The following is a 19,259-nucleotide window of genomic DNA, read 5'->3' on the forward strand; positions in this document are numbered from 1 at the left end:
TATCTTCTTTTTTGTCGTTCAGGCTAATGCAATATAAATATCCAATTGTACGTTGTTTGGGTCTAACGCTCTTTCATCATAAAGCTCAAAGTCTGTTGTAAAAGCACGTTTGTTTTCTTTTGACCATTTCCAAATATATTCCCAAGCTTCGCAAATGACTTCAGCAACTGGTCCCTTTCTCGTTGTAAATACCGCATACGTAGCGGCAGGTATTGTTAAAGTTGTCATATTTTCAGGCACGTCTTCTAATGAAGAAACAGGCATAGCAATTGTAAATTGATATGTACCAGTTTCATCTGATTCGTAATTGGAGTAAAAAGCGAATGTTTCTTTCGTTTGTTGATTTGGTATGCGATGCATCATTTGTTCTTGGAAGTATTGGTTCCAAAGCTCGGGAATTTTACCTTTAGTAGATGCCTCTATTTCATTTGTCGTCTTAATTGAAACACCGATTGCTTGGAAAGCTTCTTTTTTTACGATAATAGGTTCGTTTATCATGAAAAATTCCTCCTTTAAATTAGAACATTTGTTCTTGTTTAATATAACATATTTTTACATGTAACGGTTATTGTTTTTAGAAAATTTTAATCATAAACAACAAACTGAAATGACTAAAAATGGTAAAAATTCTATTGTATGTATGAATAGATTAAGGGATATGTTAAGCTTTTTATGTATCCTTAAACTGTTATATAGGCCTATACCATAAGGTGTTTTTATAGGTTTATATGAGTATCCGTTATATATATTATTTTTGATAAATTAAAATAGTAATATTCTATGAGATTTGTATTGTTGAAATAAGGGTTTCAATGATAGAAGTTCGTAGGACGGATTGTTGCGAGTGGATATATATTGCTATGTTTTCGTCTATTAGTAGACGAATAGCAAATATATAGAAAGGAGAAAAGGTGGAAAATATGAAAAAAGTGTTGAAATGTTTTAATATCGTAACAATGATTACGCTTCTTCTATCTATCATCTTGCCTTCACCTAGTGCTTTTGCTACAGAGATAAATAAAAAGAGCTGGGATGAGTTACAAGGGAATGATGTGAAGATTAAGGCAGAGCAAGTGAATGCTGAAATATATAGGGGAGAAGTAGCTGAGGGGGAGCACGTATTTCAATATACGATTGAAAATACGGGAGATACACCAATTCAAGAATTGGTGATAAAACAAAATAATGACAATGAAATTATGTTCCTTCCTCAATCTATGAAAGTAAACGGAGAGAAATTACCTGAAAATAAGGTAGCTGATTTCTATGTAGAGGAAAAAGATAAGGGAGGAAAGATTCTTTCTTCTAATCTTAAAATTCAAGGTTTAAAATCACATGAAAAAATGACTGTGTTAATAAAATCTAGCCGTGCACAGCATTTTAATAAAGAATACAAACAAAAGATTAGTGTGCAAAAAGATCAAGTGCAAATAGGAAACATGTCTGTAGATGTTAAAGAAATTCCTTCTGAAGACAAGGTAGAGGCGAATACTGATAATGAGGATGACAGTAGTAAGAAAGACATCGGGTCACCCGCGGACGCTAAAACTAAAGAAGTATCTGCAGAAGATAAAAATAAATCTACATCCAAAACAGAACTGGTAAAGCAAACAGTAGCTGAAGATGAGAAGCAACTAGAAAAAGAGAAAAAACAATCGCCTGTAGCGGCAAAGCAGAGTGATACAGAGGTACAAGCTACACCAGAGAATGCTTCAAAGGTTCAAATCCAAACAGGAGATAAGCAAGGGTTTGGAGATCCACTGTATTCTACAATTGCAGCTGGTGATTTAGTGCAGACTGGTAATGTGACGCTCGGTTTGAAAGATAATCATTATACGAGATTGAGTATGGGGAAGCAATCAAACAAAACAACAGTCAACGTTGATAATGATGTCACGACGTTTAATTCATCAACAGGAGCTTTTCCTAAAATCCCTACTGGAAGTAAAGTGAAAAAGGCGTATTTATTTTGGACAGCAGCTATGGGGACGCCAACTTCCGCATATAAAGAGTATAGGGTTAGCGATGAAGATGTAAGGCAGCCGGTTAAAATGAAGATGGGAAATAAAGAATATGCGGAAATAAGTGCTGATAGTATAAGAAAAGCGGATTATTTACCTTATATATCTAATTATTCGGGTAGTGGCGCTGGCTATGTTGCATTTGCTGATGTAACAAATGTAATTGCGAAGCAAGGTCTTTCTCAAACGGTGACAGTTGCAAATATACCACAAATTAAATTCGAAAATGGTGGTGGCTATTACTGGGGCAACTGGAATCTTATATTAGTGTATGAAAACTATAAAGAAACCGTAAAAGATATGAAGATTTGGGAAGGTTTAGTTGCTCAAAAAGATGCAGTTAATTGGACTGGAATTAACATTAATCATATCAATACTCCTAAAGAGGGTGCCTTTAAAGCGAAATTTAGTTATTTCTCCTCACAAGGTGATCCAGCTGAAGATAAAGGAATTTTAAAAGATGGGTATGCGTATGATTATGGGGAATATGATTTTGGTTATGGATATACAAAGTTAAAGAATATTGATGGGAAAGATGATGATGTTAACGATTCTACTATGACAGAAGTGCAAGTGGATGGCACTAACGAATTTGTTACAAAAAAATATCCAGGGTATAACCCAGATTGGACAAATTCATTTAGTACAGATATCCATACGTATCATCTTGAAGGACCGAGCCAAGTCAAAAATGATTTAACATCTGGAAATATACACTTTAAAGCAAAATATTCGACGGGTGATATTTATGTACTAAACAACGCCACATTCGTCACAGAACATAATGCACCAAATCTACAAGTTGATAAAAAGGCGTTAGATAGTGCCGGAAAAGAAATTAAGGAAGTTAAAGTTGGCGAAGAAATTACGTATCAAATTGAAGTGAAAAATGATACCAAGAACAATCAAGCACCGGTATCTAATGTAAAAGGTTTTGATAAATTAGATACTCGCTTGGAGTATATCCCGGGATCAATTCAATATATTAGTGGAAGCAATAAAGGACAAAAAACTGATGAAGCAAACGATGATGAAGCAGAGTTTGTAAATAATCAAATTGATTTCCGTATTGGTGAAGGAGCAAATGCTACAGACGGTGGTGTTTTACAGCCGGGTGAAAGTGCCGTTATTACATTTAAGGTGAAAGTGAAAGAATCTATACAATCAGATACAACAGTAAAAAATGTCGTTGCTGTAAAGGGACAAGATAGTGCCGAGATAGAGTATAAGAGTGAAGACGATGCAAATATTACGGTTACGACTCCAAAAGAAGTTCCAGGAGAAATAGAAGCGACAAAAATAGCTTCTAATAAAACGCCGAGTTTAGGTGATGAGGTAGAGTATCGCATTACGTTTAAAAACAAGGTAAAAGATGGACGTCTAGATGTATTGACGATTGAAGATGAATTACCGAGTAGTCTTGAGTTTGTGAAAGATAGTTTGAAAGCAGAAGGTGAAAAACCAGAGCCAGTAGAGCTGAAATTTGAAAATGGCAAAGTAATTGCAAAGTATCCAGAAATTATGGATATGGAAGAAAGAAGTATCGTCTTTAAAACGAAAGTAAAAGAAACTGCAAAAATTGGTGAAGAAATTGTTAACAAAGCAATTGTTAGTGATAAAACAAATCTACCAAAGGATCTAGAAGAAAAGATTACACCACAGCATAAGGCCGGCAAAATTGATGCAAAGAAAAAAGCAACAAATAAGAAGCCGAAGCTAGGAGAAGAAGTTGAATATCAAATTAGCTTCAAAAATACGGTGGAAAACGGAAAACTAGAGGCAGTTACAATAGAAGATGAAATTCCAGCGAACTTAGAATTTGTACAAGGCAGTGAGAGAGCTGAAGGTGCTGGACCAAAACCAGTAGAGTTAAAAGTAGAAAATGGTAAGGTAATCGCAAAATATCCAGAGATTACGGATACAAAAGAGCGAAGTATCATTTTTAAAGTGAAAGTAAAAGAAGAAGCAAAAGCAGGAGAAACAATTGTTAATAAAGCAATTGTGAGCGATCCGAATGGTCAGACTGAGCATCCAGAAGAAAAGATTACGCCAGGTTATAAAGACGGTAAAGTAACCATAGATAAAAGCGTAACGAATCAAACACCAAAACTAGGAGAAGAAGTGGAGTACCGCATTACATTTCATAATACGGTGGAAAACGGAAAGCTAGAAAAGGTAATGATAGAAGATACGTTGCCTGAAGGTGTTGAATACGTGAAAGATAGTTTGAAAGCAGAAGGTATAAAACCAGAGCCAGTAGAACTAAAAATGGAAAATGGCAAAGTAACTGCAAAATATCCAGAAATTACGGATATGGAACAAAGAAGTATTGTTTTTAAAGTGAAAGTAAAAGAGACGGCAAAAGTAGGAGAAGCAATTGTAAACAAAGCAGTTGCAAAGGATCCGAAACATGATCCGGCTGATGCAAAGGTTGTTATTACACCGCAAAGTAAAAAAGGTGAAATTGCTGCTACAAAGGTAGTTAATAATGAAAAGCCGAAGCTAGGCGAAGAAATCGAATATCGAATTAGTTTTCATAATACGGTAGAGAACGGAAAATTAGCAGAGGTGCGAGTAGAAGATACAATTCCAACAGGTCTTGAATATGTAGAAAATAGTATTAAGGCTGAAGGGGAAGCACCGGGTCCAGTAGAATTAACGGTTGAAGCAGGGGTAGTTAAAGCTAAGTATATCGATATTAAGGATACGAAAGAAAGAAGTATCGTCTTTAAAGTAAAGGTGAAGGAAGAAGCAAAAGTAGGTAAAGAGATTGTCAATAAAGCAATTGTTGATGATACGAAACATCCACCTATTGAGCCGGAGGAAAGAATTACTCCGCAATATAAAGATGGAATAATTGATTCGAAGAAGACAGTAGATAATCCATCACCAAAACTAGGAGAAGAAGTAGAATACCGAATTAGCTTTAAGAATACGGTAGAAAACGGAAAACTAGAAAAGGTAAAAATAGAGGATACAATCCCTAATGGTTTAGAGTATGTAAAAGGTAGTGAAAAAGCGGAAGGTGATAAACCAGCTCCAGTAAAGTTACATGTGAAAGATGGAAAAGTTATCGCTGAATACGAAAATATTACGGATACGAAAGAAAGAAGTATCGTCTTTAAAGTAAAGGTGAAGGAAGAAGCGGAAGTAGGCAAGGAAATCATCAATAAGGCAATTGTTGATGATATGAAAGAGTCAAAAGAGCCAGAAGCAAAAATTACGCCATTACACAAAGATGGAAAAATGAAAGCAAAGAAAAGCGTAAATAATATATCACCGAAGTTAGGAGAAGAAGTAGAATACCGAATTAGCTTTAAAAATACGGTAGCGAACGGAAAACTAGCAGAAGTGAAGATAGAAGATACTTTACCAAATGGTCTAGAGTATGTAGAAAACAGTGTGAAAGCAGAAGGTGCCGGACCAAATCCAGTAGAGTTGAAAGTGGAAAACGGTAGGGTACTGGCGAAGTATCCAGAGATTGCGGATACAGAAGAAAGAAGTATCGTTTTTAAAGTGAAAGTAAAAGAAGAAGTAAAAGTTGGCGAAAAAATCGTCAATCAAGCAATTATTGATGATACAAAAAACAAACCAGAAACACCAAAAGCAGAAATTACTCCGCAGCATAAAGATGGAAAAGTTGAAGCAAAAAAAGTAGTAAATAACCCATCACCGAAGTTAGGAGAAGAAGTAGAATACCGAATCAGCTTTAAAAACACGGTAGAAAACGGAAAACTAGCAGAGGTGAAAATAGAAGATAATTTACCGAATGGATTAGAGTATGTGAAAGAAAGTGTGAAAGCAGAAGGATCTAAGCCAGAGCCGGTAGAACTGCAAGTGAAAGATGGAAAAGTAATTGCCAAATATCCAGAGATTACGGATACAGAAGAAAGAAGTATCGTCTTTAAAGCGAAAGTAAAAGAAGACTTCAAAGTTGGTGAAGGTATTGTCAATAAAGTGGTTGTTGATGATACGAAAGATCCAATAACCTCAGAAGTAACGATTACGCCAGAATATAAAGACGGTAAGCTGAAAGCAGAGAAGGTTGTAAACAATAAAAAGCCGAAGTTAGGGGAAGAAGTAGAGTACCGAATTAGTTTTAAAAATACGGTAGAAAACGGGAAGCTAACTGAGGTTAAAGTAGAAGATGAAATTCCAGCTGGATTAGAGTATGTGGAGAACAGTGTGAAAGCAGAAGGTTCTAAACCGGGTCCAGTAGAACTGAAAGTGGAAAACGGCAAGGTACTGGCAAAGTATCCAGCAATTACAGATACAAAAGAAAGAAGCATTGCCTTTAAAGTGAAGGTAAAAGAAGAAGCAGAAATAGGTAAGGAAATTGTCAATAAGGCAATCGTAGTAGATACAACACATGAGCCAGAAAAGCCTCATGTGGCAATTACGCCACAATATAAAGACGGCAAGATTGTTGCCCAGAAAGTGGCGAATAATCATAAACCGAAACTAGGAGAAGAAGTAGAATACCGAATTAGTTTTAAAAACACGGTAGAAAACGGAAAACTAGCAGAGGTAAATATAAAGGATACATTACCGAATGGTTTAGAGTATGTAGAAGGTAGCATCACGGCAGAAGGTTCTAAACCGCAACCAGTAGAGCTACAGGTGAAAAATAATAAGGTAATGGCAAAATATCCAGCAATTACAGATACAGAGGAAAGAAGCATTGTCTTTAAAGCGAAGGTAAAAGAAAGCGTAAAAGCGGGAGAAGAAATTGTAAATGAAGCGATTGTGGATGATACAAAGAATCTGCCAGAAGAACCTTACGTACCGATTACACCGCAATATAAAGATGGAAAAATTGAGGCGAGAAAAGAAGTAAGTAATCATGAACCGAAGCTAGGCGAGGAAATCGAATATCGAATTACTTTTAATAATACGGTGAAGGATGGAAAGCTAGCAGAGGTGAAGATAGAGGATGAAATTCCAGCTGGATTAGAGTTTGTACAAGGAAGCGAAAAGGCTGAAGGTGAAGAGCCAAAACCAGTAGAGTTGAAAGTAGAAAATGGCAAGGTAACGGCAAAGTATTCAGAGATTATGGATACGAAAGAAAGAAGTATTGTCTTTAAAGTGAAGGTGAAAGATTCAGTTGCAATAGGCAAGGGTATTACAAATAAAGCGATTATTCATGTGGATGATCCGAACCATCCTATAACTGAACCGACAGCTAAAATTACACCGCAATATAAAGATGGTAAAATTACTGCTCATAAAAAAGTAAATAATCATAAACCGAAGCTAGGGGAAGAAATCGAATACCGCATTTCATTTAGTAATACGGTGAAAGATGGAAAGCTAGCCGAGGTGAAGATAGAAGATGAAATTCCGTCTGGTTTAGAATTTGTGAAGGATAGTCTAAAAGCAGAAGGGGATAAGCCTGGGCCAGTAGAGTTGAAAGAAGAATCTGGTAAGGTTATCGCGAAGTATGAAAATATTACTGACACGAAAGAAAGAAGTATTATTTTTAAAGTGAAGGTGAAAGATTCAGTTGAAGTGGACAAAGCAATTGTGAATAAAGCGATTGTGGAAGATACAATAAATCCACCAGAGCAACCGAATATCGCTATTCAGCCTCAATATAAAGATGGTGCATTACAAGCAGAAAAAACAGTAAGCAATCAGGAACCGAAGTTAGGAGAAGAAGTAGAATATCGAATTAGCTTTGAAAATACGATAGAGAACGGAAAACTAACTGAGGTAAAGGTAGAAGATGAAATTCCAGCCGGTTTAGAATACGTACAAGATAGTATAAAGTCTGATGGGCCGGAACCAAATCCAGTAGAACTTAAAGTTGAGAATGGAAAAGTAACAGCGAAGTATCCAGAAATTACGGATACGAAAAAAAGAAGCATCATCTTTAAAGTAAGAGTACAAGAAACGGTACAAGTAGGAAAAGAGATTGTAAACAAGGCGATTGTTGATGATAATAATCCGACGACTCCGCCAGTTGAGTCACTTATACCAATTACGCCACAATATAAAGATGGGAAACTAGAGGCAAGGAAAGAAGTAAGTAATCACGAACCGAAGCTAGGGGAAGAAATTGAATATCGAATTACTTTTAACGGCACAGTAGATGGCGGGAAGTTAGTTGATGTGAAAATTGAAGATGAAATTCGAGCCGGTTTAGAATATGTGAAAGATAGCTTGGAGGCTGTAGGTGATAAGCCTGTACCAACAGAGCTTAAAGTAGAGAATGGAAAAGTAACAGCAAAGTATCCAGAAATTATGGATACGAAAGAAAGAAGTATCATCTTTAAAGTGAAGGTAAAAGAAACAGTAAAAGTTGGAGAGGAAATAACAAATAAAGCGATTATTCATGTGGATGATCCGAACCATCCAGTTATAGAACCGACAGCGACAATAAAGCCAGAATATAAAGATGGTAAGTTAAAAGCAACGAAGACAGTAAGTAATAAAGAACCGAAGCTAGGAGAAGAAATCGAATACCGAATTAGCTTTGAAAATACGGTAGAGAACGGAAAATTAGCCGTGGTAAAGGTAGAAGATGAAATTCCAGCCGGTTTAGAATACGTGCAAGATAGTCTTAGATTTGAAGGCGTTGAGCCAAATCCAATAGAGTTAAAAATGGAGTTTGGAAAAGTAATTGCTACGTATTTAGACATTATGGATAGAGAAGAACGTAGTATTATTTTTAAAGTGAAGGTAAAAGAAACGGTTAAAATCGGTGAGGAAATTGTGAATAAAGCGATTGTGGAAGATACAAAAAACCGACCAGAAAAACCAGATGTTTCCATTAAGCCAGATTATAAAGCTGGTAAATTAGAAGCGAAAAAAGAAGTAAGCAATCAAAAACCGAAGCTAGGAGAAGAAGTTGAATACCGAATTAGTTTCAAAAATACGGTAGAAAACGGGAGAATAGCTGAAGTGAAAGTAGAAGATAAGTTGCCGGTCGGCTTAGAATACGTGAAAGGTAGCGTAAAGGCGGAAGGTGCATTAGAAGTAAAAGAGGAAAATGGAAAAGTAACTGCGAAGTATGAAAATATTATAGATACAAAAGAAAGAAGTATCATTTTTAAAGTCAAAGTAAAAGAAAAAGTCGGTAAGGAAATTGTGAATAAAGCGATTGTAGATGATGCAGAAAACCAACCTCTTGAACCGACAATTTCAATTATTCCGGAAGAACAAGAGAAACCGGAAGATCCGAAAGAACCAGAGGTGAAACCGGAAGATCCGAAGAAACCAGAGGTGAAATCGGAAGACCCGAAAGAACCAGAGGTGAAACCAGAAGATCCGAAAGAACCAGAGGTGAAACCAGAAGATCCGAAAGAACCAGAGGTAAAACCAGAAGATCCGAAGAAACCAGAGGTGAAACCGGAAGATCCGAAAGAACCAGAGGTGAAACCGGAAGATTCCAAAGAACCAGAGGTGAAACCGGAAGATCCGAAGAAACCAGAAGTAACGCTGGAGAAACCGGAAGTAAGATTGGAAAAATTAATTAAAGAGCCGCAAGTAAAAGTAGAAAGAGAATTACCGAAAACAGGGGCAGCGTCTCCATGGATGATGTCAGTTGGCGCGGGAATTTCATTCTTAGTTGGCGGAGTATTATTTGTATTAGGTAGAAGAAGAAAACAATAATTCTTTTTAGATGAAAAGCACAATGAGTTCGATTTTGTATCGGATTCATTGTGCTTTTGTTTTCTGACATAAAAAGAAAAGCTCCTTCCATGTGTGGAAGGAGCTTTATTTTTGTATATTAAAACATACTTGAGCTGTGCATCGGTTGAAGTTTTGCGTTTGGGTCGAAGTAAGCTTTCGCATTGTTTACTGCTGTGGGTGCTTCACCGAAGCCGCAAGCAATGAGTTTTACTTTTCCTTCATATGTACAAATGTCACCAGCCGCGTAAATGCCAGGAATATTTGTTTCCATTTTTGAGTTCACGAGAATGCTGTTTTTTTGTATATCTAAGCCCCAGTTTTTAATTGGACCAAGAGAAGAAACGAAGCCGTAGTTTACGATTACATCATCAACATCGATGATAATTTTTTCTTCCGTTTTTACGTGTTGAAGAACGACTTGTTCAATCTTGTCATCACCAATGAGTTCTACTGGAACGTATGGTGTGCTTACTTCTGCACGAGAGTTCATTAAGCTTTCTACGCTATGTTCATGCGCACGGAATTTATCACGGCGATGAACGATTGTAACTTTTTCAGCAATTGGCTCTAACATCATTGTCCAATCAACAGCTGAGTCGCCGCCACCAAATACTACGACGCGCTTACCAGCAAATTTATTCATATCATCAACGAAATAATGTAAGTTTTTCTTTTCATACTTTGCTGTACCTTCTAATTCTAAGCGGCGTGGTTGGAAAGCACCATTGCCAGCAGTAATAATAACTGATTTAGAATAGTGAGTTTGCTTATTCGTAACAAGTTTAAATATACCGTCAGCTTGTTTCTCAAGCGTATCGACAGCTTCTTCTAAACAAACGGTTGGGTCAAATTTCTTCATTTGCTCTTTTAAGTTATCAACTAATTCTTGTGCGCGCACTTTTGGAAATCCAGCTACATCATAAATGTATTTTTCAGGGTAGAGTGCGGATAATTGTCCTCCAAGTTGAGGTAAGCTTTCAATGATTTTTACACTTGCTTGTCTCATACCGCCATAAAATGCTGTGAACAGTCCTGTTGGACCACCACCAATAATTGTTATGTCGTAAACTTTTTGATTTTCTGCCACTTTCATTCCCCCTATAGATGGAATTTTGATATTGATTTCATATATTGTTCATATGTACACGAAAATCCTGCAAATGATGACACTTTCAAATAAATGATAGCATATTTGAGTTCATAATACTTCTGAAAACGACTGAATTGTGTGTAAGTTTTCGCATAGATGCGTTTTTAATTGTATAAAATATGGTGAAAGGAAAATACATGAAAAAAAGGCTGAAAAACCCTTGAAAACGCTATGTTATTTTAAAATATTGATAATTCTCCAGACGCTTGAATTCTGGAATAAAACCGACTAATATAGGGAAGTATTATGTTAAATTTCTATGACAAAATTCGTACGATTTTTTGACTGCGTTTTGTTATGATATAGAATGTGATAAATTCCACATTCTTGACAAATATAGTTTTTAGTACTTGGTATTATTTTTCATTACTATTATATAAAGAAAAGGGTTGTGATTTGGTGAAGACTCCAAAAATCGTAGTTTTAGGTGCAGGTTATGGCGGGATGATTACGACTGTTCGTCTGCAAAAAGCATTATCTGTAAATGAAGCTGAAATTACGTTAGTAAACAACAACAGCTATCACTACCAAGCGACTTGGTTACATGAGAGCGCAGCTGGTACATTACAAGATGAAAAAATTTGTCTAGATATTCAAGACGTTATTGATACAAATAAAGTAAACTTTGTACAAGACACAGTAGTAGAAATTAAAGCTGCTGAAAAACGCATTATCTTAAAAAATGGCGAGTTAGAGTATGACTACTTAGTAATCGGTCTTGGTTTCGAATCAGAAACATTCGGAATTACAGGACTAAAAGAGCATGCATTCTCAATCGCTAACATTAATGCAACTCGTGAAATTCGTGAGCATATGGAAGCTAGTTTCGCTAAATATGCAACTGAACAACGCGATGAGCTAGTAACAATCGTTGTTGGTGGTGCTGGATTTACTGGTATCGAATACGTAGGTGAGCTTGCAAACCGTGTTCCTGAACTTTGCAAAGAGTACAATGTACCACGTGAAAAAGCACGTATCATCTGTGTAGAAGCTGCTCCAACAGCACTTCCAGGTTTTGATCCAGCGTTAGTAGAATACGCTGTAAAACAACTTGAGAAAAAAGGTGTAGAATTCCGAATCGGTACAGCAATTAAAGAAGCAACTGAAGAAGGTATTATCGTTGCGAATGGCGATGACACTGAATTAATTAAGTCTGAAACAGTAGTTTGGGCTGCAGGTGTTCGTGGTAACGGTATTGTGGAAGAGTCTGGCTTTGAAGCAATGCGCGGACGTGTAAAAGTTGATGAGTACATGCACGCTCCAGGATACGAAGAGGTATTCATGGTTGGTGACGCAGCGTTAATCATTAACGAAGAAATTAACCGTCCATACCCACCAACAGCACAAATCGCAATTCAACAAGGTTACAACATTGCACACAACTTAACTGTGTTAGTTCGTGGTAAGGGCGAAATGAAGAAATTCGCATTCGATAATAAAGGATCTGTATGTTCTTTAGGTCATGATGATGCAATGGGCGTTGTTATGGGTAAAAAGTTAACAGGTTGGAAAGCTTCTTTCATGAAGAAAGTTATCGATAACCGTTACCTATTCTTATTAGGTGGACCTTTATTAGTTCTTAAAAAAGGTAAATTGAAGTTATTTTAATATATAGTAGAAGAAAGCAGGAACGGCTATGAGCTGTTTCTGCTTTTTTCATTTAAAAAATATAGTATAATATATAAAAAAAGAAAGAATATTCTGTCCGTTCTAGTGGAGGAGGTTATTACATCATGGAGAAGCGAGGGAAAGTATGGCTAGCTGTCGGTGGCTTAGTAGCTACAAAAGATGGCAGGTGGCTGTTCGTTAAGAAAAAATACAGTGGATTAAAGGGGAAATGGTCTTTGCCGGCTGGTTTTGTAAATGAAGGTGAGACGGTTGATGAAGCTGTGAAACGTGAAGTGTTAGAAGAGACAGGCATTGTCGCTCATGTGAAGGGGATCATTGGTGTTCGATCGGGCGTGATTCGAAATGAGATTAGTGATAATATGATTATTTTCCTTTTGGAGCCTGAAGGGGAAGCTATTATTGTACAGGAGAAGGAATTGTCTGAAGTAGCATTTCTACATCCAGATACGATTGCGGACGACCCAAATACGTCTGTACTTATTAAATATTTGTTAGAAAGAAAATCAGAATTACATCTTGAGATGGACAAAACATTAAATCCAGGAGAGCAATTTGGTTATACCGCCTATCATGTATTTACGGCGCATGCGAAGGAGAGGGAGAAAGAGTGAGTATACCGGTACTACTTATTTCAATGATGTTATTCTTTATTTTGTTTTTTGGAATTGGATTTTTACTCAACATGATATTGCGAGCAACATGGGTAATGGTTATTGTGTATCCGATTGTTTGTATGCTTATTATTAATAAGGCGAGTATGTGGGATTACTTTTCAAAGCCAAAAGAAACATTCTCTTCATTTGGGACAAGTGTATCGCATTTAGGACAAGCGGATGTATTTATTTTATCGACTGGATTAGTAGGTGCTGCTTTAGCTGGAATTGTCATTAAGAAACTTCGGAAAAGTGGATATCAAATGTTTTAATCTCCAATTCATTTGGAGATTATTTTTTTGCATATTCCTTCATCGTATAGGGAATGATTAACGATGAAGGAGTGTGGAATATAAAAATGTTAAAACGGTATTGTATTCGCATTATGATGACTTGTTTACTTGTATCCGCATTATGCGTAACATGGAATGCTTTCACAGGAGTTTCTGTATTAGAGATTGTAAAGAAATATGAGGGAACGAGTGCAAAAGAAGTACATGCAGCAGAAGTTAAGAGAAATGTTGCTCCGAGTAAAGAAGTGATAAATGCTTTAGAGCAGGCGAAAGACTGGTCTAAATATCGTTCAATTGAAATGACTGCAACAGGTTATACGTCAGGAATTGAGTCAACTGGTAAGAGGCCGGGACATCCGGAGTATGGTATTACATATTCAGGTGTTAAGGTGAAAAGGGATTTATATTCCACAATCGCAGCGGACTTACGCGTATTCCCAATTGGAACAATTTTATTCGTGCCAGGTTATGGATATGGTGTAGTAGCTGATAAGGGCGGTGCAATAAAAGGAAACCGCCTTGACTTATATTATGATACGGTGAAAGATGTTTATAGCCAATGGGGTAAGAAAAAAGTAAATGTGTATGTAGTGAAAGTTGGAGATGGTAAGTTTTCAGAAGAAGAGTTAACAATGTTAAATCAAGACGAAACGATGCAAGTGTTTCGCGGTCAATATTTAAAACAAAGATAGTCTAGTGGTAATTACGCTAGACTTTTTTTATTTCGTAATAGAGGTAATAGTAGAAGTTAGAATTGTCGCATTTTATCGAAAATAAAGTTATAATAAAGGTAGAGTAGAGAAATTTAGGGGGTCTGAACATGTTTCAAGTACAAAAAGAATTAGCAAGCCATGAAGCGGTAATTGTTGCCTTATTCGAAGAAGATAAAATGAGTAGTTTTGTACAAGAACTGGACAAAGCGTTTGAAGGACAATTACAAGTTTTATTAGAAGAGAAAGAACTTTCTACTAAGAAGAAAGCTATTTCAAAAGTACATAGTTTAGGAAAAACAAATGTGAAACGTTATTATTTCGTAGGTTTAGGTAAGAAAGAGTCTTACACGACAGAAACGTTGCGTGCTGCTCTTGGTAAGGCGTTTAAAACGTTACAGGCAGCAAAAGTACAAGATGCAGCAATCTTACTTGATTCTTTCGTAACAGAGAAATTAGATGCGATTGATGTAGCTCATATTGCAGCAGAAGTACAAGGTCTTGGTACATATGAGTTACAAACGTATAAATCAGATAAAAAGGATCGTGTGGAACTAGAGAAGTTCATGGCTATTACAGCAGAAGATGCACAAGAAATTGAAGCTGCATTAACAGTTGGTTACGTACATGGAAGTGCAACAAATTCAGCTCGTACACTTGTAAATATGCCGCCAAACGTATTAACAGCAACAAAGCTTGCTGAGTATGCTGTTGAGTTAGCGGAAAAGTATGATATGGATTATAAAGTTCTTGAGAAAGAAGAGATGGAAGAGCTTGGTATGGGTGCGTTACTTGCAGTAAACCAAGGTAGTACAGAGCCACCAAAAATGATCGCTCTTATTTATAAAGGAAAAGAAGAGTGGACAGATGTTATTGGATTTGTTGGAAAAGGAATCACATACGATACAGGTGGTTATTCTTTAAAACCACGTGAAGGCATGGTCGGTATGAAAGGTGATATGGGCGGTGCTGCTGCTGTATTAGGTGCGATGGAAATTATCGGAGAACTTCGCCCAGAGCAAAATGTGATCGCTGTTATTCCATCAACGGATAACGTTGTAAGTGGTACAGCATTTAAGCCAGACGATGTAATCACATCTATGAGCGGAAAAACAATTGAAGTATTAAATACAGATGCAGAAGGTCGCCTAGCATTAGCAGACGGCATTACGTATGCGAAAAAATTAGGTGCAAACTACCTTGTTGATGTTGCGACATTAACAGGTGGTGTAATTGTTGCGCTTGGAAATCATACGACAGGCGCAATGACAAACAATGAAGAGTTGTTTGAGCAAGTGCTAGAGGCATCTATGGAAACAGATGAATCAATTTGGCAATTACCGATTTTTGATCGTGATAAAGAACGCGTGAGAAATAGTAAGTTTGCTGATTTAAATAACTCACCAGGCCGCGAAGGACATGCTGTTATGGCAGGTACATTCCTAGGTGAATTCGCTGAAGATACACCTTGGGTACACTTAGACATCGCTGGAACATCTGAAACTTCAGGAGCGCATGATTTAGGGCCAGCTGGAGCAACGGGTGCAATGGTACGTACACTTGCAACACTTGTTGAACGTTTCGGAGAAGAATAAGATCATAAGAGAAGGCTGTTCCTACATTTTGGAACAGCCTTTTTTATTGATATATATGGTGTTACGGCCGGTGTAATTTCACTTTATAATGAAATCGTATATAACGTCCCATTTAAGGCGAATGAAGTGCGACCTGTTTCTTCAGAGACAACTAAAATAAGTGCATCGCTTTTTTCTGATAAGCCAATTGCAGCTCTGTGACGTGTTCCTAGCTCAGGATCAACTTCTGTGCTTCTTGTTAATGGAAGAATATTAGCAGCTGAAACAATATGATTATTTTTAACGAGAACGGCTCCGTCATGGAGAGGGTTACCTGGATAGAAAATGGATTCAAGTAACGGTGAGGTTAAATGAGCATGTAATGTTGTTCCAGTTTGAATGAGAGAGTCAAGCGGCTCGTTTCTTTCCACAACAATAAGAGCCCCGTGTTTTCGGGCGCTTAAATGTTGGACAGTTGCTGTAATAGAATGTGAGCTTTCCGTATAAGGTGATAAATACGCTTGAATGTAGTATGTAGCTGCCAATGTTTGTACGTTTGCTAACATATGATGAATATCTTCCATTTTGCACAAAATACATTCATCTTCTTTATCAATTGCTTGCCTCATAATGGATAATTCTTTTTCTGCAATTTCAATCATTTGCTTTGTTTGTATTTTGAGTTCTTCTGACAATCCCCATTCTTGCATAATCCTCATTCCCTTTAGTGGAGTATTTAACCATAGTGTATACAAATATTCCTAGTAAAATCCTGTTAGATTGTAAAAAATATTGAGATACAGGTTGTTTTTTTCATATAATAAAGGTATGACAAGTGAGAGGAGATAGAAGTATGAACTGGAAACAAGAATTTAGTCGCTGGCTTTCATATGCAGAGTTAGACGCAGAACTAAAAGAACAGTTAGAAAACATGAAGCAAGATGAGAAGAAAATCGAGGATAGCTTTTATAAAAATCTAGAATTCGGCACAGGTGGTATGCGTGGTGAACTTGGTGCTGGTACGAACCGTTTAAACGTATATACAGTTCGTAAAGCGACACAAGGATTAGCGAAGTTTATTGAAAAATTAGGTGAAGAAGCGAAAAAACGTGGTGTTGTGGTTGCGTACGATTCTCGTCATAAATCACCTGAATTCGCAATGGAAGTAGCTGCTACACTTGGTGCACACGGTATTACAACATATGTGTTTGAAAGCTTACGTCCAACGCCAGTGCTTTCTTTCGCAGTTCGTCATTTACATACAGTAAGTGGAATCGTTCTTACGGCAAGCCATAATCCGCCAGAATATAACGGTTATAAAGTATACGGTGAAGATGGTGGGCAGTTGCCTCCAAAAGAAGCTGATGAGTTAATTAGCTATGTAAATGCAGTAGAGGATGAATTAACAGTTGAGGTTGCTGATGTGGAGCAATTAAAAGCTGATGGTTTATTACATATTATTGGACAAGAAGTAGATGATGCATATGCTGCAGAATTGAACAATGTCATTATTAATAAAGAAATGGTACAAAATGTTGGGAAAGACTTAAAAATCGTCTTTACACCATTACACGGAACATCAAATATTTCTGTACGCCGTGGTTTAGAAGAAGTTGGATTTACAGATGTAACAGTTGTAAAAGAGCAAGAGTTACCAGATCCGAACTTCTCTACAGTGAAATCACCGAACCCAGAAGAGCATGCAGCGTTTGAGTATGCAATTCGTGACGGTGAAAAGGTAGGCGCAGACGTGTTAATCGCAACGGATCCTGACGCAGACCGCCTTGGCGTAGCAGTTCGTAATCACGATGGTGAGTTCCAAGTATTAACTGGTAACCAAACAGGTGCATTAATGCTTGATTACTTATTATCTCAAAAGAAAGAAAACGGAACACTTCCAGAGAACGGTGTTGTATTAAAAACAATCGTAACGTCTGAAATTGGCCGTACAATCGCGAAAGCATACGGTTTAGATACAGTTGATACGTTAACTGGATTTAAATTTATCGGTGAGAAAATTAGACAGTATGAAGAAAGCGGACAATACGAATTCCAATTTGGTTATGAGGAAAGCTATGGTTATTTAATCCGTCCATTCTGCCGTGATAAAGATGCAGTACAATCTGTTCTATTTGCATGTGAAGTAGCTGCATACTACAAATCACAAGGTAAAACGTTATACGATGGTCTATTAGAAGTATTTGCGAAGTACGGTTTCTTCCGTGAAGATCTTGTATCGTTAACGCTAAAAGGAAAAGATGGAGCGGAACAAATTCAAGAGATGATGGCAACATTCCGTGAAAATCCTCCGAAAGAAGTAGCAGGCTTAACAGTTGTAGCAGTTGAAGACTATAAAGCGAGCATCGTTACCTCTTTACAAGATGGACATAAAGAAGAGATTCACTTACCGAAATCAAATGTGTTAAAATATCAATTAGAAGATGGTTCTTGGTTCTGCTTACGTCCATCTGGAACTGAGCCGAAGATCAAATTCTACTTTGGTGTACAAGATAGTTCTTTACAAAATAGTGAACAAAAGTTACTTACTATTAAAGAAGATATTATGAATCGTTTATAATATAAAGTAATTTTAAGTAGTAAGGAATAAAAGGGAGTGAAACCTCCCTTTTATTCTATGTAAGGAAATAATCGTTATTGATTCTGACAGAAGAGAGGGTATTTTGTGATGAAAAGAGTAAGAAAAGCGATAATCCCAGCAGCTGGATTAGGAACACGTTTTTTACCAGCTACAAAAGCAATGCCAAAAGAAATGTTACCGATAGTAGATAAACCAACTATCCAATACATTGTAGAAGAAGCAGTAAAATCAGGAATCGAAGATATCATTATCGTTACTGGTAAAACGAAGCGTTCTATTGAAGATCATTTTGATAATGCATTTGAGTTAGAGCAAAACTTATTAGAAAAGAAAAAGTATGAGTTACTTGAAAAAGTACAGGCTTCTTCAAAAATGGTAGACATTCACTATATCCGTCAAAAAGAACCAAAAGGATTAGGACACGCTGTTTGGTGTGCACGTAAATTCATTGGTGATGAGCCGTTTGCTGTTTTATTAGGTGACGATATCGTTCAAGCTGAAAAACCATGTTTACGTCAATTAATTGAAGAATATGATAAAACGCTTTCTTCTGTTATTGGTGTACAAACGGTTCCAGAAGATGAAACACACCGTTATGGAATTATCGACCCATTAGAGCAAGAAGGCCGTCGTTACCAAGTTCGTAATTTCGTTGAGAAACCAGCAGCAGGTACAGCACCTTCAAACTTAGCAATTATGGGACGTTACGTTTTAACACCTGAAATCTTCATGTTCTTAGAACAGCAACATGTTGGTGCTGGTGGCGAAATCCAGTTAACAGATGCTATTCAAAGCTTAAACGAAATTCAACGTGTATTCGCTTACGATTTCGAAGGAACGCGCTACGACGTAGGTGAAAAGTTAGGATTCGTTCAAACGACAATTGAAATGGCCCTGCAACACCCAGAATTACGTGATGACATGGTTGTAATGATGCAGAAAATTTTAGAAAAACATACGAATCAAGAGTCTTAATAGAAAAAAGAGTTATTTCA

The 19,259-nt window shown here is 36.9% G+C and carries 11 protein-coding genes; 8 read left to right on the plus strand and 3 right to left on the minus strand.

From position 1 onward, the window contains the following. Positions 1-18: 18 nt before the first annotated feature. On the minus strand, positions 19-498 hold the full coding sequence (locus KI369_RS19985) for a GyrI-like domain-containing protein (RefSeq protein WP_212957117.1): 480 nt from the start codon (positions 496-498) through the stop codon (positions 19-21). A 422-nt stretch (positions 499-920) separates the two neighbouring features. Between KI369_RS19985 and KI369_RS19990 the strand changes: the two genes are divergently transcribed. After that, positions 921-9,635: an isopeptide-forming domain-containing fimbrial protein gene (locus KI369_RS19990; protein WP_212957118.1), complete on the plus strand. Its 8,715-nt coding sequence runs from the start codon at positions 921-923 to the stop codon at positions 9,633-9,635. Between the two features lie 118 nt (positions 9,636-9,753). Here the strand turns inward: KI369_RS19990 and KI369_RS19995 are convergent, their stop codons facing one another. Then, on the minus strand, positions 9,754-10,743 hold the full coding sequence (locus tag KI369_RS19995; RefSeq protein ID WP_000829788.1) for an NAD(P)/FAD-dependent oxidoreductase: 990 nt from the start codon (positions 10,741-10,743) through the stop codon (positions 9,754-9,756). A 462-nt stretch (positions 10,744-11,205) separates the two neighbouring features. On the opposite strand from KI369_RS19995, the gene KI369_RS20000 reads away from it, so the two are divergent. The 5 genes from KI369_RS20000 to pepA all read left to right on the plus strand — a co-directional run bounded on the left by KI369_RS20000 (position 11,206) and on the right by pepA (position 15,686). Then, positions 11,206-12,414, plus strand: a complete 1,209-nt coding sequence (locus tag KI369_RS20000) for an NAD(P)/FAD-dependent oxidoreductase (protein WP_212957119.1) — start codon at positions 11,206-11,208, stop codon at positions 12,412-12,414. A 125-nt stretch (positions 12,415-12,539) separates the two neighbouring features. After that, on the plus strand, positions 12,540-13,046 hold the full coding sequence (locus tag KI369_RS20005; protein WP_212957120.1) for an NUDIX hydrolase: 507 nt from the start codon (positions 12,540-12,542) through the stop codon (positions 13,044-13,046). Then, positions 13,043-13,360, plus strand: a complete 318-nt coding sequence (locus KI369_RS20010; protein ID WP_000027015.1) for a YuiB family protein — start codon at positions 13,043-13,045, stop codon at positions 13,358-13,360. The genes KI369_RS20005 and KI369_RS20010 overlap by 4 nt, the downstream gene beginning before the upstream one ends. A gap of 86 nt (positions 13,361-13,446) precedes the next feature. Further along, a complete protein-coding gene (gene spsC, locus KI369_RS20015) occupies positions 13,447-14,073 on the plus strand; it encodes a stationary phase survival protein SpsC (RefSeq protein ID WP_212957121.1) in 627 nt (208 codons plus the stop codon). 128 nt (positions 14,074-14,201) lie between these two features. Continuing rightward, positions 14,202-15,686 (plus strand): leucyl aminopeptidase, encoded by a 1,485-nt coding sequence (pepA, locus tag KI369_RS20020; RefSeq protein ID WP_212957122.1) that lies wholly within the window; start codon positions 14,202-14,204, stop codon positions 15,684-15,686. A gap of 83 nt (positions 15,687-15,769) precedes the next feature. On the opposite strand, the gene cdaS is transcribed toward pepA, so the two are convergent. Then, complete coding sequence (gene cdaS / locus KI369_RS20025; protein ID WP_212957123.1) at positions 15,770-16,375, minus strand: sporulation-specific diadenylate cyclase CdaS; 606 nt, start codon at positions 16,373-16,375, stop codon at positions 15,770-15,772. Positions 16,376-16,518: 143 nt separating this feature from the next. On the opposite strand from cdaS, the gene KI369_RS20030 reads away from it, so the two are divergent. Next, positions 16,519-18,243, plus strand: coding sequence for a phospho-sugar mutase (locus KI369_RS20030; protein ID WP_212957124.1), 1,725 nt, complete (start codon positions 16,519-16,521; stop codon positions 18,241-18,243). A 108-nt stretch (positions 18,244-18,351) separates the two neighbouring features. Further along, complete coding sequence (gene galU, locus KI369_RS20035; protein ID WP_212957125.1) at positions 18,352-19,239, plus strand: UTP--glucose-1-phosphate uridylyltransferase GalU; 888 nt, start codon at positions 18,352-18,354, stop codon at positions 19,237-19,239. Positions 19,240-19,259: the final 20 nt, after the last annotated feature.

It is taken from the genome of Bacillus sanguinis, assembly GCF_018332475.1.
Classification (GTDB): Bacteria; Bacillota; Bacilli; order Bacillales; family Bacillaceae_G; genus Bacillus_A; species Bacillus_A sanguinis.